This window comes from [Collinsella] massiliensis (genome assembly GCF_002161605.1).
Classification (GTDB): domain Bacteria; phylum Actinomycetota; class Coriobacteriia; order Coriobacteriales; family Coriobacteriaceae; genus Enorma.
Map to the genome: position 1 here is coordinate 53,314 of NZ_NFIE01000012.1, position 19,819 is coordinate 73,132.

The 19,819-nt window shown below is 68.2% G+C and carries 18 protein-coding genes and 1 tRNA gene; 3 read left to right on the forward strand and 16 right to left on the reverse strand.

Translation table 11 applies throughout. The annotated features are described in order from the left end of the window. Positions 1 to 56: 56 nt before the first annotated feature. The 8 genes from B5G02_RS06270 to B5G02_RS06305 all read right to left on the reverse strand — a co-directional run bounded on the left by B5G02_RS06270 (position 57) and on the right by B5G02_RS06305 (position 8,864). Positions 57 to 1,232, reverse strand: a complete 1,176-nt coding sequence (locus B5G02_RS06270; RefSeq protein WP_094335608.1) for a helix-turn-helix domain-containing protein — start codon at positions 1,230 to 1,232, stop codon at positions 57 to 59. 191 nt (positions 1,233 to 1,423) lie between these two features. Continuing rightward, the gene (locus B5G02_RS06275; protein ID WP_094335609.1) at positions 1,424 to 2,152 is read right to left on the reverse strand and encodes an anti-sigma factor antagonist; all 729 of its coding nucleotides are present in this window, start codon (positions 2,150 to 2,152) and stop codon (positions 1,424 to 1,426) included. A gap of 368 nt (positions 2,153 to 2,520) precedes the next feature. Then, positions 2,521 to 4,863: a SpoIIE family protein phosphatase gene (locus B5G02_RS06280; protein WP_094335610.1), complete on the reverse strand. Its 2,343-nt coding sequence runs from the start codon at positions 4,861 to 4,863 to the stop codon at positions 2,521 to 2,523. 96 nt (positions 4,864 to 4,959) lie between these two features. Continuing rightward, positions 4,960 to 5,049: transfer RNA gene (locus B5G02_RS06285), tRNA-Leu, on the reverse strand. A gap of 164 nt (positions 5,050 to 5,213) precedes the next feature. Beyond that, positions 5,214 to 6,878: an ABC transporter substrate-binding protein gene (locus B5G02_RS06290; RefSeq protein WP_094335611.1), complete on the reverse strand. Its 1,665-nt coding sequence runs from the start codon at positions 6,876 to 6,878 to the stop codon at positions 5,214 to 5,216. Positions 6,879 to 6,943: 65 nt separating this feature from the next. Then, positions 6,944 to 7,210 carry a preprotein translocase subunit SecG gene (gene secG, locus B5G02_RS06295; protein WP_019238282.1) on the reverse strand — a complete coding sequence of 89 codons (267 nt, stop codon included), beginning with the start codon at positions 7,208 to 7,210 and terminating at the stop codon, positions 6,944 to 6,946. A 165-nt stretch (positions 7,211 to 7,375) separates the two neighbouring features. Then, positions 7,376 to 8,002 carry an HAD family hydrolase gene (locus B5G02_RS06300; RefSeq protein WP_094335612.1) on the reverse strand — a complete coding sequence of 209 codons (627 nt, stop codon included), beginning with the start codon at positions 8,000 to 8,002 and terminating at the stop codon, positions 7,376 to 7,378. 76 nt (positions 8,003 to 8,078) lie between these two features. Beyond that, on the reverse strand, positions 8,079 to 8,864 hold the full coding sequence (locus tag B5G02_RS06305; protein WP_094335613.1) for a transposase: 786 nt from the start codon (positions 8,862 to 8,864) through the stop codon (positions 8,079 to 8,081). A gap of 258 nt (positions 8,865 to 9,122) precedes the next feature. Between B5G02_RS06305 and B5G02_RS06310 the strand changes: the two genes are divergently transcribed. Together B5G02_RS06310 and B5G02_RS10150 are read left to right on the forward strand one after the other, a co-directional pair. Further along, positions 9,123 to 9,617: a helix-turn-helix domain-containing protein gene (locus B5G02_RS06310; RefSeq protein ID WP_241146181.1), complete on the forward strand. Its 495-nt coding sequence runs from the start codon at positions 9,123 to 9,125 to the stop codon at positions 9,615 to 9,617. Positions 9,618 to 9,748: 131 nt separating this feature from the next. Next, positions 9,749 to 10,321 carry a hypothetical protein gene (locus tag B5G02_RS10150; protein WP_342631566.1) on the forward strand — a complete coding sequence of 191 codons (573 nt, stop codon included), beginning with the start codon at positions 9,749 to 9,751 and terminating at the stop codon, positions 10,319 to 10,321. Here the strand turns inward: B5G02_RS10150 and istB are convergent. Together istB and istA are read right to left on the reverse strand one after the other, a co-directional pair. Further along, a complete protein-coding gene (istB, locus tag B5G02_RS06320) occupies positions 10,263 to 11,036 on the reverse strand; it encodes an IS21-like element helper ATPase IstB (RefSeq protein ID WP_094335614.1) in 774 nt (257 codons plus the stop codon). The genes B5G02_RS10150 and istB overlap by 59 nt on opposite strands. Next, a complete protein-coding gene (gene istA, locus B5G02_RS06325) occupies positions 11,033 to 12,271 on the reverse strand; it encodes an IS21 family transposase (protein WP_094335615.1) in 1,239 nt (412 codons plus the stop codon). Before istA ends, istB begins: the two co-directional genes overlap by 4 nt. A 177-nt stretch (positions 12,272 to 12,448) precedes the next feature. Between istA and B5G02_RS06330 the strand changes: the two genes are divergently transcribed. Continuing rightward, positions 12,449 to 12,736 (forward strand): IS3 family transposase, encoded by a 288-nt coding sequence (locus B5G02_RS06330; RefSeq protein WP_206383744.1) that lies wholly within the window; start codon positions 12,449 to 12,451, stop codon positions 12,734 to 12,736. A 68-nt stretch (positions 12,737 to 12,804) separates the two neighbouring features. Here the strand turns inward: B5G02_RS06330 and gpmI are convergent, their stop codons facing one another. The 6 genes from gpmI to rapZ form a co-directional block, all read right to left on the reverse strand. After that, positions 12,805 to 14,364, reverse strand: a complete 1,560-nt coding sequence (gene gpmI, locus B5G02_RS06335) for a 2,3-bisphosphoglycerate-independent phosphoglycerate mutase (protein WP_094335616.1) — start codon at positions 14,362 to 14,364, stop codon at positions 12,805 to 12,807. A gap of 2 nt (positions 14,365 to 14,366) precedes the next feature. After that, positions 14,367 to 15,140, reverse strand: coding sequence for a triose-phosphate isomerase (gene tpiA / locus B5G02_RS06340; protein WP_019238278.1), 774 nt, complete (start codon positions 15,138 to 15,140; stop codon positions 14,367 to 14,369). Beyond that, positions 15,127 to 16,323 carry a phosphoglycerate kinase gene (locus B5G02_RS06345; RefSeq protein WP_019238277.1) on the reverse strand — a complete coding sequence of 399 codons (1,197 nt, stop codon included), beginning with the start codon at positions 16,321 to 16,323 and terminating at the stop codon, positions 15,127 to 15,129. The genes tpiA and B5G02_RS06345 overlap by 14 nt, the downstream gene beginning before the upstream one ends. A gap of 166 nt (positions 16,324 to 16,489) precedes the next feature. Next, the gene (gap, locus tag B5G02_RS06350; protein ID WP_019238276.1) at positions 16,490 to 17,515 is read right to left on the reverse strand and encodes a type I glyceraldehyde-3-phosphate dehydrogenase; all 1,026 of its coding nucleotides are present in this window, start codon (positions 17,513 to 17,515) and stop codon (positions 16,490 to 16,492) included. A 324-nt stretch (positions 17,516 to 17,839) separates the two neighbouring features. Next, the gene (gene whiA / locus B5G02_RS06355; RefSeq protein WP_094335617.1) at positions 17,840 to 18,763 is read right to left on the reverse strand and encodes a DNA-binding protein WhiA; all 924 of its coding nucleotides are present in this window, start codon (positions 18,761 to 18,763) and stop codon (positions 17,840 to 17,842) included. A 75-nt stretch (positions 18,764 to 18,838) separates the two neighbouring features. Then, positions 18,839 to 19,780 carry an RNase adapter RapZ gene (gene rapZ, locus B5G02_RS06360; protein ID WP_094335618.1) on the reverse strand — a complete coding sequence of 314 codons (942 nt, stop codon included), beginning with the start codon at positions 19,778 to 19,780 and terminating at the stop codon, positions 18,839 to 18,841. Positions 19,781 to 19,819: the final 39 nt, after the last annotated feature.

Consider the following 19,819-nt stretch of genomic DNA (forward strand, 5'->3'; position numbering starts at 1 on the left):
GACCGGACGGCCTCTATCGGCCCGCTCTCGGTAGCGTGCTCCTGCTGCGCCGCCTCCTACCCCTCATCCCGCACGCGCTCGGCCGCGGCGGCGATCTCCTGGTAGCGGGCATCGTCGCCGGCAAACGCGCCCCACGTGGGCGCGAGGACGCGCTCGGCGGCCATGTGGCGCACGGCGCGACGCAGCTCGTCCGCCTGGCGCTCCTTGTGCTCCGCCCATGCCGCGCCGGAGCGCGCGGGGTCGAATCGCTCGGCAACGCAGTCCCAGAGCGGGGAGGTCGAAGCATCCGGCCGCGCCAACACGCCCTCCGCAGCCTCAACGGCGTGGGCGAGCGCCGTAAGCGCAGCCTCCTGCTCTCCCGCGCGCCGCAGCGCCTCGGCCACCTCGAAGGCCATCGTCGACGCGTACGCCGGGTTCACCGCACCCATGTCGAGCGCCTCGAAGACCGCCTCAGCCGCGCTTCCGGCAGCCCGCGCGAACGCCGCGTCGTCCCGCGTCGCGACCTCCTGCGCGAGCGACGAGAGCACGAAGTTCGCCGCACGCAGCCGCTCCGCCTGCAGCAGCCCGCGCGCCTCGCCCGCACGGCCGAGTTTGCGGTACGCGGAGGCGAGCAGCATCGTCGAGGCGGCCGCGTCCTGCCGGTGCACGAGCAGCTCCAGGAGCGCCGCGGCGTCCTCATAGCGCCCCGCCTGGAAGAGCGTCGCGGCCTTCTGCTGCTGCGCGAGGAAAAGCGTCGAGGGATCCGTCGCAACCTCGAGCACCCGGTCGAGCAGCGTCAGGGTCTCGTCGATGAGCGCCCTGGGTTCGGCCCCGGCTTCGCCCTCCCCGTGCGCCGGCGTGAACGGCGTCGCCATGCCCGCCGCCCACATCGTGAGGAGCGACGCCAGCATGAGGAGCAGGTTCGCATCCGAATAGTGCTCCGCCGCGAGCGCGCGCAGCCGCTCGTGCGCCGCGCGCAGATCCCGCTCCCCCAGCGCATAGACCTCGGCGTAGAGCGCGGCGGACTCCTCCTCCGAGAGCGCGCCCCGCCAGTCGAAGAGCTCGTCCAGCGTAAGCGAGAAGTACGCGGCGATGCGGGGCAGCAGGCTCACATCGGGCAGGCTCTGGCCGAGCTCCCACTTTGAGACCGCCGCCTTCGAGACGCCCAGATGCGCCGCGAGCGCCTCCTGCGTGATGCCCCTGCTCCGGCGCTTGCGCGCAATCGTGCGCCCGATATTGATCGTTTCGTTCATGATGACCCCTCTGATGCGATGGACGGGAGCCGGCCGGCCATTGCCTTCAGTATGCGGTCGAGCGCTGGTGGAAACAAGCGAGCGTTGGTTGACGTTTCGCACCGAAAGTCAACCGGTGTGCGCGGCAACGTGATGGCAGGAAGCGCATTCCCGCCAAACCTCTAGAGTCAGCAGAATGAGCGTCGCCGCCCTCACGCGTCGAGGAGCTTCACGAGACGCGTCATGGTGCCGCGGGCGTCGGTGCGACGGCGCACCTCGACGCTGTCGACGAGCAGGCGCATGAGGCGAATGCCGCGGCCGCGTTCCTCGGACTCGGCAGGCACCTCGTCGTCCGAGAGCTCGAAACCGCACCCGCAGTCGAGTACCTCGATCACCACGCGGTCGCGGTAGGCGCGCATGTTGAGCACGCAGCCGGCGGCGCACGCATGGTCGTACGCGTTGCCGAGCGCCTCGCTTGCCGCGAGCGCGGTGTCGTAGCGGTCCTCGTTCGTCATGGGAAGCCCCTCGAGCAGCTCCACCACGCGGTGGCGGTACGCGCCCAGGTGCTCGACGCCCTCCTGCACCTGCATGCTCTTCGACCACTGCGGAAGCTCGCCCGGCGACAGCGCCGGGACGGGCGGGCGCTTGGCCCCGCTCACATGGAGGATGTCGATGAGCCGCGCGATCTGCAGGAAGCGCGCCACAGCGGGCGAGGCGTTCACGAGGGAGAGCAGGCCATCGGCGGCCATGAGGCGGCGGGCGCACGTGAGCAGCAGCGCGAGCCCCGTGGAATCTATGAACGTCACGTGCTCGCAGTTGACGATAATGCGGCGCGCTCCGGACGAGATATAGGTATCCATCTCGTCGCGCAGCGCCGGCACCGACGCGATATCGATATCGCGCGGCGGGGCGATGACCGCTATGTCGTTCCATTCACGCATACGGCCATGATTCCCCGGCGCATGCGCTTCTAATCAACGCGGACGGCGGACGCGCCATGCGAGGGGGCGTACGGAAATCGCCCAGCCGAGCCACGCGTCGACCTTGAGCCGGACGCGGGATGGCGCGAGGCCGACCTCGAATCGGGCGGGCGGCCATTATTTCCAGTTTTGTGACGCACTTCCTGCGAAAACACGGGTGACCTATCGCCACAACAGGCATAAGCGACCCCGCTACCAGCACGATGCGCGAACCGCACCCCCATTTCTGCAGGATGCGCGTCACAAAACTGGAATAATTGGCCACCGAGCCCGGAGGTGCGCCGCACGAAGGGGTCTGCGCCCGCAAACCGGCGGCACGCGCCCCTCGGCTACTCGAACTCGAGCGCCACGAGCGCGATGTCGTCCTCGAGCGAGGAGTCCGTGAAGGCGTCGAGCTCATCGAGGACGCCCTGGCAGAGCCCCCGTGCACCGTCCGCGCTCCGCTCGAGCAGGATCTCGCGCAGGCGCTGCTCGCCGAAGAACTCGCCCTCGGCGTTTCTCGCCTCGATGGCGCCGTCCGTGTACATGAAGAGGATGTCGCCGGGTGAGAAGGTGAACGTCCCGCCCTGGTACGCCATGCTCTCGAAGGCGCCCACCACGCCGGACTGCGTGCTCAGCAGCTCCGCCTCGCGCGCGGCGCCCTTGCCGTCCTCGCCGTGCGCCTCGCGCAAAAGCATCGAGGGCGGGTGGCCCGCCGAGCAGTACGTCGCCTCGCCGCGGCGCAAATCGAGCCGGGCGACGAACATGGTGGCGAACGTCTCCACGCGCGAGAAGCTCATGAGCATGGCGTTGAGCGCGCGCACCATCGCCACGGGGCTCAGCCCCTCCCACGCATACGCCGTGAGCGCGGTCTTCACGAGCGCCGACATCGACGCCGCCTCGACGCCCTTGCCCGACACGTCGCCCAAGATCATGACGGCGCGGTCGTCGGGCAGGCGCATGAGCGTGTAGAAGTCGCCGCCCACGAGCGCCTGGCGCGTGGCGGACGAATACAGCGCGTCGCCGATGATGCCCGGCACCTCGCCGAGCGCGCTCTTCATGCCCGCCTGGAGCGTCTGGGCGATGCGCGTCGTCTCCGTGTGCTCGCTCTCCTCGCGCTCCCTGAGCTCGAACTCGTGGGCGAGGCGCGTCAGGTAGTCGAACTCGATGTCGTCGATGGGCTCCTGCGAGTCGTCGCGCAGCAGCAGGAACCGAGCCGGCACCGGACTGCCGAGCGCAACGAGGCCGGGCTCGTCGCCCTTCATCGCCGCAAGGTTGGACGGGCCGTTGATGCCGCGCACCTCGACGAAGGCGCCCTGGTCGGGCAGGCCGTGGCTGGCGAGCCACCTGCCCACGCGCGAGAGCCGCTCGATGCGCGTGATGCGCGTCCCCTCGAGGTCGCCCTCATCCTCCGGGCCGTGCTGGCCGAGGGAGAACGGGTCGCGGACGGATTGCCCCACGAACGCCGCGGGTGCGGTGGTGGAGAAGAAGAGCTGGTCGATGTCGCCGGGCAGCGGCACGCGGTTCCCGCCCTCGAAGTCGATCGCAAAGACCCCCCGCTCGTCGTCGTGGACGATGGGGCACACATGGCAGTCGAGGACGCGCCGCACCTCGGCGACCGCCTCCGCCCACGCGATGCCCTTGTCGCCGCCCATCGCGTACACGACGTCGCGCACGTGGTTGAGCGAGCGGCCGAGCTCGGCGGTGCGGCTCGCGCGCATGCTCGTCACAAGGCTCATAAGCTCGATGGACAGGTAGTCGCACACGACCTCGATCACGTTCACGTCGTAGCTGCGCGAGGTGGTGGGGCGCTTCCAGCCGAGCTCCATGACGCCGAGCAGCTGCGTGCCGAAGAACAGCGGCACGGCGATGAGCGTCTTGTACGGCGGCATGTACTGGGGCCTGAGCTTGCGGCTCTTGCGCATATCGAGGTCGTAGATGGATCCGGTATCCTCCCGCGCGTCCTCCCCCGGCCGCACGATGGACAGACGGCACGACGAGCCCTTCCGAAGCACGTACGTGGGGACGCCGACGCCGAAGGGGATGAACTCGGGCACGTAGTCGTGCACGAGGCTCTCGGAGATCGCACGCAGCTTGAACCCGCCGCCCTCGGAGAAGTAGACCTCCGCGCCGTCCGCGTCGAGCGCGTCGGCGAGCTTGTTGAGGACGGTGTCCAGAAGCGCCGGAAGGCTCTCGGCGCCGACGGTGGACATGATGACCGAGAGCGTGCCCGAAAGGCGCTTATTCGCCGCCTGGAGCTCGGAGACCATGCGCCGCATCTGGCGGTCGTAGGCGTAGCGCTCCTCGAGGCTGTGAACGGTGAGGAGGGCGGAGCCGCGCGCGGCGTGGCGCTTCAGCAGGCGCCGGCGGAACGTGGCGGAACCCGCGACCTGGATGGCGCGCACGAGCACGGGGACGAACGAGCCGTCCGAGAGCTTGAGCATGAGCGTGCAGTCGCTGCCGTCGAGCAAAAAGGGCAGCCGGTGGCCGTCGGCGCGCTCGAAGGAATCGCTGAACAGCAGGTCCTTGACGTCGGTGTCGATGACGCGCTCGCGCGGCATGCCCACGAGCTCGAGGAAGCGGGTGTTCGCATGGAAGATGGAGCCGTCGAGGTCGCACGCCACGACAGCATCGCTCGTGAGCTCCGCGACACGCGTGAGCTCGGCCAGCTCGTCACGACCGGAAGACTCCATGGCACTCCCCTCGTCCGCGCGGACCTCGGGGCGCGTGCGGCTGCGGCGCGGTGCCCCGATAAGAAAAAAGCCTCCGAGGAGGCTTCGAGGATTCGATGGTGTCGGAGGCGGGACTTGAACCCGCATGTCCGTGGTTAGGACACTAGCACCTCAAGCTAGCGCGTCTGCCAATTCCGCCACTCCGACAAAAGCAGCAAGGAGTATATTACCCAACCCACCCCCGATGCGCAAGGGGGAATTTTGAGAAATTCCTTGAGTCATTGGGGACGGGTTCAATTGACTCAAGCGCGCGCTTCCGCCCGCACACCCGCCCGCTCGCGCGAGACGCGCGGCGCCGGCTCCTATCACCGCTAATCCCCCAGCTGGGCGCGCGCGAGATCGATGCGCCCCTGCGGCGCGATGGATAGCTCCTCGATGCGTTCCGAGCCCACGTAGGGCGCGCCTTGGAACAGGAGCGGGATGACGGGGCAATCGCGACCGATGGCGGCGTCCGCCTCCTGGAGCAGCGCGATGCGGTTCGCCTCCTCGAGCGTGGTACGCGCCGTGGCGAGCAGCTCGTCCACGCGCTCGTCGTGGTATCCCGAGACGTTCGTGGAGGAAGCGTTTCCCGAGAAGAAGAGCGGGAACAGCACGCCGTCCATCACGGGTGCGTCCGTCGCCCAATCCATGCGCACGAGATCGAAGTCCCGCGCCGCGACGCGCTCGCGCAGCGTCTCGATGTCCACGTCCTCGGGTTCGCAGGTCACGCCCACCTTCGCCAGGTTCTCCACGACCGCTTCGATGACCTCGCGATGCCCGCCGTCCGCGTTGTACAGCAAGCGCACCGTGAGGCCGCGCGCGTCATCCTCGAGCACGGGATACACGGCGTCGAGCAGCTCTTCCGCGCGGGCGGTGTCGTAAGCCGCGTACGGCCATGCAGCCTCACGGTAGCCCGCGATGGCGGGCGAGACCACGCCGTCGGCGGCGCGGCGCGTCTCGCGGTAGAGGGTGTCGGCGAGGTACGCGCGATCGATGGCGAGTGAGAGAGCACGGCGCACGTCGGCGTTGCCGAGCGCTTGCCCCTGCACGTTGCAGGCCAGCATGCTCGTCGCCAAGCCGGTGCAGCATACGAAGTGGTCGTCGCCCGTCATGACGCTGCCATCCTCCACGCGCCCCAGGCTCGAGGCGGCGCCATGCGCGTCGCGCACCGGGCAGCGGCACACGTCGACCTCGTCGGTCTGGAAGCGTTGGAACGCCTGCTCGACGTCCTCGGCGATCTCGAGGTGCACCGAGGCGAGCGTCGCGGGCTCGCCGGCATAGGCGTCGAAGCGCGCGAGCTCGATCTGCGCCGTCCCCGGCTCCCACGAGCGCGCCATCTGGAAGGGGCCGTTTCCCACCGGCTGGGCGGCGAACGACTCGGGGTCCTCATCGGCGAGCACGGGCACGGGACCCAGCGCGGGATGCGCGAGGACATAGGGGAGATCCGCATAGGGCGTGCGGAGCGCGATGCTCAACGTGGCATCATCCGGGCAGCTCACGCCCGCGAGCTCGCGCGCGGTGCCTGCGCGCAGCTCGGCGTAGCCCTCGATCACGGAGAGCATGTTCGCAAGGCCCGAGGGCTCGGTCTCCTCCGACGCCGCACTCGCGGGATTCACGATGCGCTCCCAGGCGCGCTTAAAGTCGGCGGAAGTCACGGTATCGCCGTTTTGGAACGTCGCCTGCCGCAGATGGAACGTGAACGTGCGGGCGTCGTCGGACACCTCGTAGCGATCCGCCGCGAGGCAGGCGAGCTCGCCCGTGGCGAAGTCGAAGGAGGTGAGGGAATCGAAGAGCTGCCAGACCACGGCGAGCGAGCTCGTGTCGGTCGCGCCGCAGGGATCGATCGAACGGGGCGGCGCGATGCACACCGAGAGCGGCTGGGTCGCCGCGACATCTCCGCTGCCGGGATCCTCGGCAGCGATGCGCCCGCAAGCGGAGAACGCCCCGAGCGCAGCCGCGCCGAGCGCCCCACCGATGAACGTTCTGCGATCAAGCATCTCGCAGCCCCTTCCCCGACGGAGGGCAGCCCCCGCCGGCGCTCGATTGTAGCCGCGTCGGAACGCTAGATGACGTCCACGCCCACGATGCCGCCCTGCGGGAAGAAGAACATGCAGAGCACGACGCACACGGCGAAGACGATGGCGACGATGACCGTCAGGCGGTCGAGGTTGCGCTCCATGATGCCCGTGGCGGCGTTGGAGTTGTACAGGCTGCTCGCGATCATGTCCGAGATGCCCGTGCCCTTGCCGGAGTGCATGAGGACGAGCGCGATGAGGGCGAGCGTGGAGAGCGCCCACACGATGAAGATGAGAATCTGGAAGGGACCCATGGATTCAAGCTCCTGCTGATAGCCGTTAGGTGTAACGGACGGTATGGTACCACATCGGCCTGGCGGGCGCTCGCGAGGCGGGGTGGGCGTGGAGAAATCTACGCGTTCGAGGGAGCGACGCGTGGTTACGCCCGAGGTGCGGCGGCGAAGAGCGCGGCGCGCCCGCTACAGGACGGCCGCGATCGCTTCGGCGATGTCGTCGCCCCGATAGACGTGCGTGGCTGCGCGCTCAGCTTCCTCGCTCGCGTTGAAGGCGACGGATGTCCCCACGAGCTCGAAGAGCGGTATATCCGATCGGCTGTCCCCGACCGCGATGCAGGCGGAGGGGTCGATCCCGCGGGCAGCGCAAAGCTCACGCGCATAGACGCACTTGCCCTCGCTCTCGAGCGCACGCGCCACCCCACCCGTGCACACGCCGTCTGCGACCTCGAGCTCGGATCCCACGTAGCCGTCGAACCCATACTGCGCGCAGAGGAACTCCCCCACGACGCCCCAGGCAAGCGAGGCGATGTGCGCCTCTGCGCCGGCCGCGTGGACGGCCTCGACGGCGCGGCGCACGCCCTCGACGAGCGGCATGTCTTCGAGCAGGCAGAACAGCTCGTCCCGGCTGCGTCCGGCGTACCCCGCCGCGTCGATGCGGCACACCTCGTCGTTGTCGATCTCGCCGCGCGCGTAGGCGGCCTCCGCCTCCTCCATCGCGCGCCCGTGCCCGAGCAACCCCGCCAGATACGCACCCGAGGTCACACCCCGCGTGAGCGTCCCGTCGATGTCGAAGAACACGATTCGTTTCATCTTTCCCCTCCTCATGGGTTGGTTGGGGACGTGTTCCTTTCAACCCCTTATTCAACCCGTCCATTTCAACCCATCACTATAGACCGCGCCGAACACCGCAGGCCAGCCTCGGATTCACGCATTTCGTCACACGAGAGATGGTGTTATGGCCAACCCCCGTCAGCCGCTCCATCTCCTTCACCGTGATGCCTGCCGCACGGAGCGACCGCAGCGCCTCGTCCCGCCGCTCCCGCGGCAGCTTCTTCACGTCCGTGGGCTCAATGCCGCCCAATGCGCAGCGCACCACCTCGAGCGCGTCATCGTCGGACACACGCCTCGTCGCCCTGAAACAATACGACCCGAACCGCCCGTCGCTGCAAAAGCGCAGGAAGCCCTCCCTGCCGCCGACCATGTCGAGCACCATGGCCGTATCCGCGACGCGCGCTTCGCCCAGATACTCTCGATAGCTGCTCCACGGAAACGCATCGATAGAACCCATGCCCGCCTTGACGGGATTCTCGTGGATATAGCGAACCGCTTGCAACAGCTGGGCATCGCTTGCTATGGGAACGCTCGCGAATCGGCCTTGGAACACGGCGCCCGCATGGCCGGTCTTGTCGTTGAATCGGCGCGCGTACGCCGTGGCGAGCGCGTGCATGAAGTGGCTGAGCGCATGCTCCGGGTCATCGAGCAGCAGGTGAACATGGTTGCCCATGAGGCACCATGCGATGACCTTCACGTCGTCTGCCGCCGTCTTCTCCCTGAGCAGCTTCAAGAAGGTTCGCCGATCGGAATCGTCTTCGAAGATGATCTGCTTGCCGCTGCCCCGGAGCATCACATGGTACAGCCCGAACTCCGAGTACTGTCTAGGTGGCCTTGGCATAGGCGGGCTCCTCTCGCGACGGCGCGACGCTTGAAGCGTCAAGCAAGGTGAGGAGCTTATATAGTTTAGGGATTCAAAACGTGCGGGGAGCCCTGGTTTCGGCAAATGGCGCGAATGTCCTCGCGAGCGAAAAAAGGGGTTGAAAGGAACACGTCCCCAATCAACCCATCAAACGAAAAAAGGGGTTGGTTGGAACACGTGAACTGCCTCCCATTTCTTGGACTGGAAAGTAAAGTCCTGGGGATGGGAGGCTTTTCCATGACGATCTACGACAGGTCGGTGAGGGAGCTCGCCTGCGGGCTCTTCGAGCGCGGGCTCGGCCACAGGGCGGCCGCGGCGCACCTTGGCGTGCCGGCCAAGGCTGTGGAAAAATGGTTCCTGACGTACCGCGCCGTCGGGAGGGATGCGCTGCTGGACATGGGTGCCCACAGGAGATACGACTACGAGACCAAGGTCGCCGCCGCGAGCGCCGTCGTCGACGGCGGGATGGCCGGGCCCGAGGCGATGAGGCGCTTCGGGATCGCGAGCGAGTCGCCGCTCAGGAGCTGGTGCCGCCTGTACCGCGAGGGCGGCGCGGCGGCGCTGAGGCCGAAGCCGAAGGGCCGGCCGCGCAAGGCGTCCGCGCCCGCGACCCGCGAGCAGGAGCTCGAGCGCGAGGTGCGCAGGCTCGAGGCGCAGGTGGCGTACCTAAAAAAATCGATAGCCCTGAAGGCGGAGCTCGGCTTGCTGCCCGGGAGCGGGCGGCGGCCGTAGCGGAGCTTTCGGGGCGGTTCCCCCTGGCCGACCTCCTCGAGGCGGCGTCGCTGCCCAGGTCGACCTACTACTACGCGCTCGCGCACCCGAAGGCCCCGACCAGGCCCGAGCTCCGGCCGCGCGTCGCCGAGATCTTCGGCAGGCTCCCGAACGGCGTCGGCCACCGCCAGGTGGCGATGGAGCTGAGGGCCGTCGACGGCGAGCGCATCGCCGACAAGACGGTGCTCAAGATGATGCGCGAGATGGGGCTCAGGTGCGGCATCCGCAGGGGGGCCGGCCGCCGCGGGTACAGCTCGTACAAGGGGGTCGTCGGGAAGACCTTCGAGAACGTGCTCGGCCGCGACTTCTCCGCCGACGGCCCCTGGCGGAAGATGGGCACCGACGTCACCGAGTTCAGGCTCTCCTTCGGCAAGGCCTACCTCGCGCCGGTCTACGACTTCGGCAGCAAGGAGATCGTGGCGTGGTCGGTCTCGGAGCGCCCCGGCCTCGCGCAGCAGGAGGAGATGCTCGCCATGCTCATGGCCGCCAAGCCCGACTGGGCGCTGATACCGTCAACCTACTTTTCGCCAATCGCGCAAACGAATCGGCGCCGATCGCGCCAACGCGCTTTCACCAGATCCGCCAACGCGCTTTCACCGTTTTCGGCTAATCGGCGTCCCTCCTCTCGCGCGGCAGGTCCTTCAGCCGGTAGGACCTGCCCGTGATCTTGATGACGTGGCAGTGGTGGCAGACGCAGTCCGCGATGGCGCTCGCCGCCACGTCGTCGCCGAACACCTTCCCCCACCCGCCGATGCCGACGTTGGTGGTGATGATCGTCGAGCGCTGCTCGTAGCGCGTCGAGATGAGCTGGAAGAGCAGGTCGGCGCCGCCCTCCCCGATGTCGAGGTACCCGAGCTCGTCGATGACGAGCAGCTTCGAGTGCGCGTAGTACTTGAGGCGCTTCTTGAGGATCCCGCGGGCCTGCGCGTCCTGCAGGTCCTCGACGAGCCTCGCGCAGTCCATGAACCTCACCTCGCGCCCCGCGCGCACGGCCTCGATGCCGATGGCCACGGCGAGGTGGGTCTTGCCCACGCCCGGGCTGCCGACGAGCAGCACGTTCTCGGCGCGCTCTACGAACCTGAGCGTCGCGAGCTCCTCGACCCGGGCCCTCGGCACGCTCGGCTGGAAGTCCCAGTCGAAGTCGGCGAGCCCCTTCACGTAGGGGAAGCCCGAGGAGCGTATGCGCTGGCGGACGATCCTGGCCTCCCGCGCCGCGACCTCGACGCGGGTCATCTCCTCGAGCGCGGAGCAGAAGTCCCGCTCGCCGGCCGAGACCATGCGCACGTAGTCGGGCAGCGACGCCGCCATCTCGTGGAGCCCGAGCGCCGAGAGGTTGTCCCGCGCCCTGATCGAGGGGCTCGCCTCGGCGACCGCGCTCACTCCGCACCGCCCCCTCCGAGCGCGTCGAGCAGGTCGAGGTTGGCGCGGGCCGCGGCGCGTATGTCGCCGTCCGCCCAGCGCTTGCCGTCGAGCGCCTCCATGTAGTGCTCCTCCCGGTAGACGATCGGGCCGGCGGCCCCCGAGGCGTCGTGCACCGCCACCTCCTCGCCGCCCATGCGCACCCGCACCTGGCCTCCGGGCATGGCGACGACGGCGACGCGCCTGCCGATGCAGCGCCTCGGCACCGACCACTGGCGCCCCGCCGCCCTCACGAGCATCGTGGGCGGCACGGTCTGGACGCTCACGTCCCCGACCATCGACTCCAGCAGGCGCATGTTGCCGATCGGGCGCAGCGCCTCCTTCTCCCGCATGAACAGCGCCGCGGGCGGCACCCCCGTCGTCCCGTTGGGCTCCTCGTTGCTGCGGCGCTCCACGCGCGCCACGCACTCGAGGAGGCCCTCCCAGCCGGAGAACTCGCCCGCGTAGGCGGAGAGCCTGGAGAGGAAGCGGTTGGCGCTCTCGTCCTTGCCCTTGGTCTCGGGGCTGCGCGGCCGGCAGAGCACGAGCCTGCACCCGGCCTCGCGCACGAACCTCTCGACGCGCTCGGACCTGCGCCTCCTGCCGCCCCCGACGGCGACGGCAGCGGGCATGTTGTCGGTCACCAGCTCCTCGGGTGCCCCGCCCAGCGTCCTGAACGTCGCCAGCAGGCACGCCAGCAGGTCGTCGGTCGTCCTCGACCTCGTCGGGATGAACACGTGCCTGCGCGAGTAGCCGAGCGTCGCGGTGAACACGCTGAACTCGTGGACCTCGCCCTCCGCGTCGACGAGCCGCATCCCCTCCTTCCAGTCGAACTGCAGCTGCCTGCCCGGCGGCGTCTCGAACCTCGGGTGCGCCTCGGGGGCGGCGGCGCGCCCGAAGGCTATGCCCTGGCGCCGGCACCACGCGGTGAACGCCCCGTAGCCGGGCAGCGGCGGGTCGCCGTACCTGTGGGCCAGCAGCTCGTAGACGGCGCGCTTGGTCATCCCGGGCAGCTGGGCCTTCGCCTCGACCACCGGCCTCACGCGCTCGAAGGCGCTCTCGCGCTCGGACCTGCGGTCCCCCGCCTCCGCCCCCTCCCTCCAGTATTTCGCGACCGTGTGCCGGTCCAGGCCGTGGCGCCTCGCTATGTCGCTGAAGTTCGGCTTGGTTCCGGCGGCCCTGTGCATGTTCAGCTCGCCCATCACGTTCCTCTCCATCCGCGCTCCTCCCGCAGGCTTCGGGTCCTCGGTTGGAGCATATTTCCGTTTGCGCGGCTGGTGAAAGCGCGTTTGCGCGGATGGCGGGTTTCCGTTAGCGCGGGTGGCGCGATGCGTTTGCGCGAATGGTTGGTTTTACATTAGCGGTATCAGGCGCGCCCGGTCCTGCACTCCGACATGGGCTGGCAGTACCAGCACGCCTCGTACGTCTCCGCGCTGCGCGACAACGGCTTCGTCCAGAGCATGTCCCGGAAGGGAAACTGCCTGGACAACGGGGCGACCGAGCAGGTCTTCGGCCACCTCAAGGACGAGTTCCTCCGCGGGCGCGACTGGGACACGTTCGAGGGGTTCAAGGCGGACCTCGAGGCCTACATCAAACACTGGAACCACGTGAGGCGGCAGGTCAAGCTGAAGGGCCTGACCCCGGCGGAGTTCCGGGAGCAGGCCCTTCTGGCGGCCGCCTAGCGGCTATCATTTATCGCGTCCAAGTTTTGGGGCGCAGTTCACACGTCCCCAACCAACCCCTTGGCGGGCTACTCCTCGGTAGCGAGGATGCGGCCGGTCATCTCGGCGCTCGGCTCGAGGCCGGCGAGCGAGAGCAGGGTGGGCGCGATGTCGGACAGGCGCCCGTCCTCGATGCCGGTGAGCTTCGCGGCCGGGTCGACCACGATGAGCGGCACGCGGTTGGTGGTGTGCGCCGTGAACGGGTGCTGCACGCCCTCGTCGTCCACGTCGTACATGTGGTCCGCGTTGCCATGGTCGGCCGTGATGAGGGCGAAGCCGCCCTTGGCGAGGATCGCGGGGATGATCTTCGACAGGCCATCGTCCACGGCCTCGACGGCCTTCACCGCGGCGTCGAACACGCCGGTGTGACCCACCATGTCGCAGTTCGCGTAGTTCACGATGTAGAAGTCCGCGGCGTCGGACTCGATGGCCGCGAGCAGCTTCTCGGTGACCTCGGGCTCCGACATCTCGGGCTGCAGGTCGTACGTGGCGACCTTCGGCGAGGGAACGAGCACGCGCTCCTCCCCCTCCTTGGGCTCCTCCACGCCGCCGTTCAGGAAGAACGTCACGTGCGCGTACTTCTCGGTCTCGGCCGTGTGCAGCTGCTTCAGGCCGTTCTGCGCGATGACGTCGGCGAGCACGTTCTCGGGGAAGGTCTTGGGGAAGGCCACCTCGACGTTCTTGAACGTGTCGTCGTACTCCGTCATGGTGATGAAGTGCGAGAGCCTCGGGGCGACCTTGCGCTCGAAGCCGTCGAACCCGTCCTGGGTGAACGCGCGCGTCATCTCGCGGGCGCGGTCGGGACGGAAGTTGAAGAACACCATGGCGTCGCCGTCGTGCACGCCCTCGTTATGGCAGGCGAAGGGCTCGACGAACTCGTCGCCGCGCGGGTCGCGCTCGTAGTAGGCGAGCACGCCCTCGACCGGATCGACGTCCGCATCGCTCGGCAGCGTGATGACGTCATAGGCGCGCTCGACGCGCTCCCAGCGGTTGTCGCGGTCCATGGCCCAGTAGCGGCCGGACACGGTGGCGATGCGCGCATCGACGCCCGTGTACTTGGAGAGCGCCTCGAGGTTCTCCTGAAGCGTCTTGAGGTAGCCGGCACCGGAGTGCGGGTCCACGTCGCGGCCGTCCATGAAGCAGTGGAAGCGGATGCGCTCCACGCCGTGCATGGCCGCGAGCACCGAGAGCACCTCGCCGTGGCGCTGCATGGAGTGCACGCCGCCGGGCGAGACGAGGCCGAGCAGGTGCACGGTCCCACCGATGCGCGCCACGTCGGACATGGCGTGCGCGAGCGTGGGGTTCTCCTCGATGGAGCCATCGATGATGGCGTTGTTGATGCGGCTGAGCTCCTGGAACACGATGCGGCCGGCACCGATGTTCAGGTGGCCGACCTCGGAGTTACCCATCTGGCCGGCCGGCAGGCCCACGTCCTCGCCCGACGCGCCGAGCGTCGTGTGCGGGTACTTCTCCCAAAGCTCGTCCAGGAAGGGCTTCTTGGCCTTGTAGACGGCGTTGTTGTCGCCCGCGGGGGCGAGGCCGAAGCCGTCCATGATCACCAGGAGCGCAGGAAGGTGACGCGCAGCCATCCCTACTCCCCCGCCTTCTCGACCATCGCGGAGAAGCTATCAGCCTTGAGCGAGGCGCCTCCCACGAGCGCGCCGTCCACGTCCTCCTTGGCGAGGAAGCCGGCGATGTTCTCGGGCTTGGCGGAACCGCCGTAGAGCACGCGGATGCCGTCGGCGATCTCCTGGCCGAAGATCTCGACGAGCGTGGCGCGGATGGCGCCGCAGACCTCCTGGGCGTCATCGGCCGTGGCGGTCTTGCCGGTGCCGATGGCCCAGATGGGCTCGTAGGCGATGACGAGCTCGTCGCCGCTCTTGATCTCCACGCCCTCGAGGCCGGCCTTGATCTGGCCGGTCACGAACGCGACGTGCTCGCCCGCCTCGCGGGTCTCGAGGCTCTCGCCACAGCAGAAGATCGGGACGATGCCGGCGGCGATGAGCGCCTTGGCCTTCTTGTTCTCGTCCGCGTCGGTCTCCTTGAAGTAGTCGCGGCGCTCGGAGTGGCCGATGATGCAGTAGGTGCAGCCGGCGGACTTCAGCATCGCGCAGGAGGACTCGCCGGTGTAGGCGCCCTTCTCCTCCCAGTAGACGTTCTGGGCACCGAGCTTCACGGGCGCGGCCTGGATGCGGTCGTGCACGGTCGTGATGTCGATGGTCGGCGGGCAGACGACGACCTCGACGCCCGCGGGAACCTCGTTCAGGGCCTCGGCCAGCTCGTCGGCGAGCTTGGCGGCCTCGGCCACGTCGTTGTTCATCTTCCAGTTGCCCGCAATGAGGCGGGTGCGCTTACTCTGCGTCATCGAGAGCCTCCACTCCCGGCAGCGGCTTGCCCTCGACGAGCTGCATCGAGGCGCCACCGCCCGTAGAAATGAACGTCATCTTGTCGGCCAGGCCGAACTTGTTCACGGCCGCCACGGAGTCGCCGCCGCCGATCACGGAGTCGCAGTCCTGGTTGGCCGCGATGGCCTCGGCGATCGCCTTGGTGCCATGGGCGAACGTGTCCATCTCGAACACGCCGCACGGGCCGTTCCAGAACACGGTCTTGGCGCCGGCGATGGCATCGGCGAAGAGCTTCTCGGTCTCGGGGCCGATGTCGAGGCCCTGCCAGCCGTCCTCGATCTCGCCGGTCTTGGCGATCTTGGTGTTGGCGTCGTTCGAGAAGTCGTCGGCGACGACGTTGTCGACGGGGAGCAGGAAGGTCACGCCGTTCTTCTTGGCCTTGTCGAGCATCTCGAGCGCGCGGTCGCACCAGTCGTCCTCGCACAGGGAGTTGCCGATCTTGCCGCCCTGCGCCTTGGCGAAGGTGTAGGCCATGCCGCCGCCCACGATGACGGTGTCGGCGGAGTCGAGCAGGCGGTCGATGACGCCGATCTTATCGGAGACCTTGGAGCCGCCGAGGATGGCCACGAACGGGCGCTTGGGGTCGCCGAAGAGGCCGGAGAGCGTCGAGACCTCCTTCTCGAGCAGGAAGCCGGCGACGGCGGGCAGGTACTCGGCGGGGCCCACGACGGAGCCCTGCGCGCGGTGCGCGGTGCCGAAGGCGTCGAGCACGAAGATGTCGGCGAGGTCGGCGAGCTTCTTGGCGATCTCGGGGTCGTTCTTCTTCTCGCGCTTGTCGAAGCGGACGTTCTCGAGGACGAGCACCTGGCCGGGCTCGAGCGCGGCGGCGGCAGCGGCGGCCTCGTCACCGTAGGTGTCGGGGACGAAGGTCACGTCGAGGCCGGAGAGCTCGGCGAGCTTCTCGGCGACCGGCTTGAGCGAAAGGGCCGGCTCCGGGCCGTCGCCCTTCGGGCGGCCGAGGTGGCTCATGAGGATGACCTTGGCGTTATGGTCGACGAGGTACTTGATGGTGGGGATGGCGGCCTCGATGCGCGTGGTGTCGCCCACGACGCCGTCGGCCACCGGCACGTTGAAGTCCACGCGCACGAGCACGCGCTTGCCGTCGACATCGATGTCGCGGATGGTCTTCTTGTTGAAAGCCATGTGATCCTGCCTTTCAGAAGAGATGGATAGGGGGATGCGGCCGGGTGCGACCCGGCCCGCGCCGGCCCCGGGGAGCCCGCGCAAAGCAAGGGCGCGACCTGGGCTCACGCCCGAAGCCGCGCCCTGAGACGCTACACCCTATGCGAGCACAGCGGAAGCCATGGACTTACGCCACGAACTTCTCGAAGTACTTGATGGTGCGGACCATCTGGGAGGTGTAGGAGTTCTCGTTGTCGTACCAAGAGGTAACCTGGACGAGGCTCTGGCCGTTGCCCAGATCCTGGACCATGGTCTGGGTGGCGTCGAAGATCGAGCCGTGGGTCTCGCCGATGATGTCGGTGGAGACGATGTCGTCGGTGTTGTAGGCGAAGGTCTCCGGGATGGTCTCGGCGTAGGCCTTCATGGCGGCGTTGACCTCGTCGACCGTCACGACCTTGTCAACCACGGCGTAGAGGTTGGTGAGGGAGCCGGTCGGGGTGGGAACGCGCTGGGCGGCACCGATGAGCTTGCCATTGAGCTCGGGGAGCACGAGGCCGATGGCCTTGGCGGCACCGGTGGAGTTCGGCACGATGTTCTGCGCGCAGGTGCGGCTGCGGCGCTTGTTGCCCTTGCGCTGCGGGCCGTCGAGCGGCATCTGGTCGCCGGTGTAGGCGTGGATGGTGGTCATGATGCCGGACACGATGGGCGCGAAGTCGTTCAGACCCTTGGCCATCGGGGCGAGGCAGTTGGTGGTGCAGGACGCGGCGGAGATGATGTTGTCATCGGCCGTGAGCTGCTCATGGTTCACGTTGTAGACGATGGTGGGCAGGTCGTTGCCGGCGGGAGCGGAGATGACGACCTTCTTGGCGCCAGCGTCGATGTGGGCCTGCGCCTTCTCCTTGGAGGTGTAGAAGCCGGTGCACTCGAGCACGACGTCGACGCCGAGCTCGCCCCAGGGGAGGTTACGCGCGTCGGGCTCCTTGTAGATGGTGATCTCCTTACCGTCGACGGTGATGGAGTTCTCACCAGCAGTGACCTCGTGGTCGCGGCTGTAGTTGCCCTGCGTGGAGTCGTACTTCAGCAGGTACGCGAGCATGTCCGGAGAGGTGAGGTCGTTGATGGCGACGATCTCGGAGCCCTCGTGACCGAACATCTGGCGGAACGCGAGACGACCGATGCGGCCGAAGCCATTAATCGCAACCTTTACTGCCATGTGTGTCTCCTTTCGTAGGGTCCGGCAGACTCCTTGCCTACCGTTCAGACCCACAAACAAACCACTCACCAAATATACCTGTTTTTCTGAAGCCCATTCGCGTAAATACGGACTTTTTGACGAATCCCTTGCAGACGCGGGGTCCGGCGAGTCATTGGGGACGGGTTCATTTGACTCAGTGAGTCATTGGGGACGGGTTCAATTGACTCAGGAGGCAAATGGAAACCACTTCGCCTTGTTCGATGAGTCGATCGAACCCGTCCCCATTGACTCGGAACCTGTCCCCGTTGGCTCGCTGAGTCAATTGAACCCGTCCCCAATGACTCACGAGTTGAGGAGCTTCTCGAGGCGGAGCACCCGGTGGTAGAGCGCCGACTTCGAGAGCGGCGGGTCGCACACCTCGCCCAGGTCGCGCAGGGACAGGTCGGGGTGCGCGAGGCGCAGGTCGCAGAACTCCTCGAGCGCCTGCGGCAGGCTCCCCCGCAGGCCGCGCGCCTCCGCCTCGGCGATGAGCTCGAGCTGGCGCTGCGCGGCGCCGGCGCTGCGCGTCTGGTTCGCGAGCTCGGCGTTGACCTTGCGGTTCACCTCGTTCTTCACCGACTTCATGGCCCGCGCGTCGTCGAGCGCGCGCACCGAGCGCGTCGCCCCCACCGCCTCGAGCAAATCGCGCACGTCGTCGCCGCTCTTCACGTACACCGCGTAGCTGAGCTTGCGCCGGTTCACGCGCGCATGGATGCCGATCTCGCCGATGAGCCCGGCGATCGCCTGCGCGAGCTCCTCGCCCTGCACCGCGATCTCCAGGTGGAAGTCGCCGCGCGGGTCGGCAACGAAGCCGCCGGCGATGAGCGCCCCGCGGATGTAGGCGAGCCGGCAGCATGGCCGCGCGACCACGTGGCGCGGGATGCCCCCCACCAGGCCGCCGCGGCGGTCGAGCACGCCCAGGAGCACGAGCGCCTTGTCGAGCCCGGGCTGGTCGGGCAGGGAGATGAGGTAGTTGCGCACCTTGTGGAGGACGGAGCGGCGCACGGTGAACTCGGTCTTGAGCTTGAGCACCTTGTGCGTGAGCCCGATCATGGTGCGCGCCACCGCGCCCGTCTCGGTCGCGACGGTGAGCCGATAGCGCCCGGGGCCCGCGATGGAGAGCGTGCCGCACACGCGCGCGAGCGCGGCGAGCGTCGCCAGGTCGCAGAACTCGCAGACGGGCGGCTGACGAGAGAGCTCGTCGCGCACCTCGGCGGTAAAGGACATCGAATCACCTTTCTCCTCGCGCCCCGCGCGGCGCAGACGGCGGGCGGGCCGCGCCGTCCGGCACCGCCCGGCGCGCTAGTGGGCCTCCCCCGACGCGGTCGTGTTCGCGCGCGCCAGGTCGCGGTGCGAGGTCGTCACGTGGTACTGCTGGCGCTCCAGGTAGCGAGCCGTGGCCTCGGCGATGGCGACGCTGCGGTGCTGGCCGCCCGTGCAGCCGATGGCAATCGAGAGCTGCGGCTTGCCCTCGGCCACGTACCCGGGCATGACGGCGTCGAGCAGCTGGCACCACGCCTTCCAGAACGCCTGCGTGTTGGGGTGGTCGAGCACGAAGCTCGAGACCTTCTCGTCGAGCCCCGTGAGCCGGCGCATGGCGGGGTCGTAGAAGGGGTTCGGCAGGAAGCGGACGTCGATCATGATGTCGGCCTCGACGGGCATGCCGTGCTTGAAGCCGAACGAGAACACCTGCACGTCCATGAGCTGCTGGTCGGTGAGCTCGGAGAAGGCGAGGCGGAGCTTCGAGCGCAGCGCCGCGACGCGCAGGCGGCTCGTGTCGATGATCATGTCCGCGTGGTCGCGCACGGCGGCGAGCTGCGTGCGCTCGCGCTGGATGGCGTCGGCCGTGGTCTCGCCCGGCTTCGCGAGCGGGTGCCGGCGGCGGTTCTCGCTGTAGCGGCGGATGAGCACCTCGTCCGACGCGTCGAGGAACACCACCTTGCAGCTCATCTCGTGGTCGCGGAGGCTCTGGATGGTGTCGAGCAGCTCGTCGAAGAGCCCCTGGCTGCGCAGGTCGCATGTGACGGCGAGGTGGCGCCCCACGCCCGTGTTGATGCCCACGAGCTGCGCGAGCTGGAGCACGAGGCTCGGCGGGAGGTTGTCGATGCAGAAGTAGCCCATGTCCTCGAAGACGTGCAGAGCCTGCGTGCGGCCCGAGCCGCTCATCCCCGTGATGACGACGATGTCGGGCACGCGGTCGGCGAGCTCGGCGGCGGTGATCGCCTGGGGGTTGACGTCTGCCATGGGTGGCCTCCTTGCACGCGGGACACGACGCTTCCAGTA

Excerpts from the sequence above, each read along its gene's own strand:
- rapZ (WP_094335618.1), bottom strand. The coding sequence starts at position 19,780 with ATGGCAGACGTCAACCCCCAGGCGATCACCGCCGCCGAGCTCGCCGAC.
- B5G02_RS06280 (WP_094335610.1), bottom strand. The coding sequence starts at position 4,863 with ATGGAGTCTTCCGGTCGTGACGAGCTGGCCGAGCTCACGCGTGTCGCG.
- B5G02_RS06330 (WP_206383744.1), top strand. The coding sequence starts at position 12,449 with ATGGGCTGGCAGTACCAGCACGCCTCGTACGTCTCCGCGCTGCGCGAC.
- B5G02_RS06300 (WP_094335612.1), bottom strand. The coding sequence starts at position 8,002 with ATGAAACGAATCGTGTTCTTCGACATCGACGGGACGCTCACGCGGGGT.
- B5G02_RS06345 (WP_019238277.1), bottom strand. The coding sequence starts at position 16,323 with ATGGCTTTCAACAAGAAGACCATCCGCGACATCGATGTCGACGGCAAG.
- B5G02_RS06275 (WP_094335609.1), bottom strand. The coding sequence starts at position 2,152 with ATGCGTGAATGGAACGACATAGCGGTCATCGCCCCGCCGCGCGATATC.
- gpmI (WP_094335616.1), bottom strand. The coding sequence starts at position 14,364 with ATGGCTGCGCGTCACCTTCCTGCGCTCCTGGTGATCATGGACGGCTTC.
- istA (WP_094335615.1), bottom strand. The coding sequence starts at position 12,271 with ATGGAGAGGAACGTGATGGGCGAGCTGAACATGCACAGGGCCGCCGGA.
- B5G02_RS06270 (WP_094335608.1), bottom strand. The coding sequence starts at position 1,232 with ATGAACGAAACGATCAATATCGGGCGCACGATTGCGCGCAAGCGCCGG.
- B5G02_RS06290 (WP_094335611.1), bottom strand. The coding sequence starts at position 6,878 with ATGCTTGATCGCAGAACGTTCATCGGTGGGGCGCTCGGCGCGGCTGCG.
- B5G02_RS06305 (WP_094335613.1), bottom strand. The coding sequence starts at position 8,864 with ATGCCAAGGCCACCTAGACAGTACTCGGAGTTCGGGCTGTACCATGTG.
- B5G02_RS06310 (WP_241146181.1), top strand. The coding sequence starts at position 9,123 with ATGACGATCTACGACAGGTCGGTGAGGGAGCTCGCCTGCGGGCTCTTC.
- gap (WP_019238276.1), bottom strand. The coding sequence starts at position 17,515 with ATGGCAGTAAAGGTTGCGATTAATGGCTTCGGCCGCATCGGTCGTCTC.
- whiA (WP_094335617.1), bottom strand. The coding sequence starts at position 18,763 with ATGTCCTTTACCGCCGAGGTGCGCGACGAGCTCTCTCGTCAGCCGCCC.
- tpiA (WP_019238278.1), bottom strand. The coding sequence starts at position 15,140 with ATGACGCAGAGTAAGCGCACCCGCCTCATTGCGGGCAACTGGAAGATG.
- secG (WP_019238282.1), bottom strand. The coding sequence starts at position 7,210 with ATGGGTCCCTTCCAGATTCTCATCTTCATCGTGTGGGCGCTCTCCACG.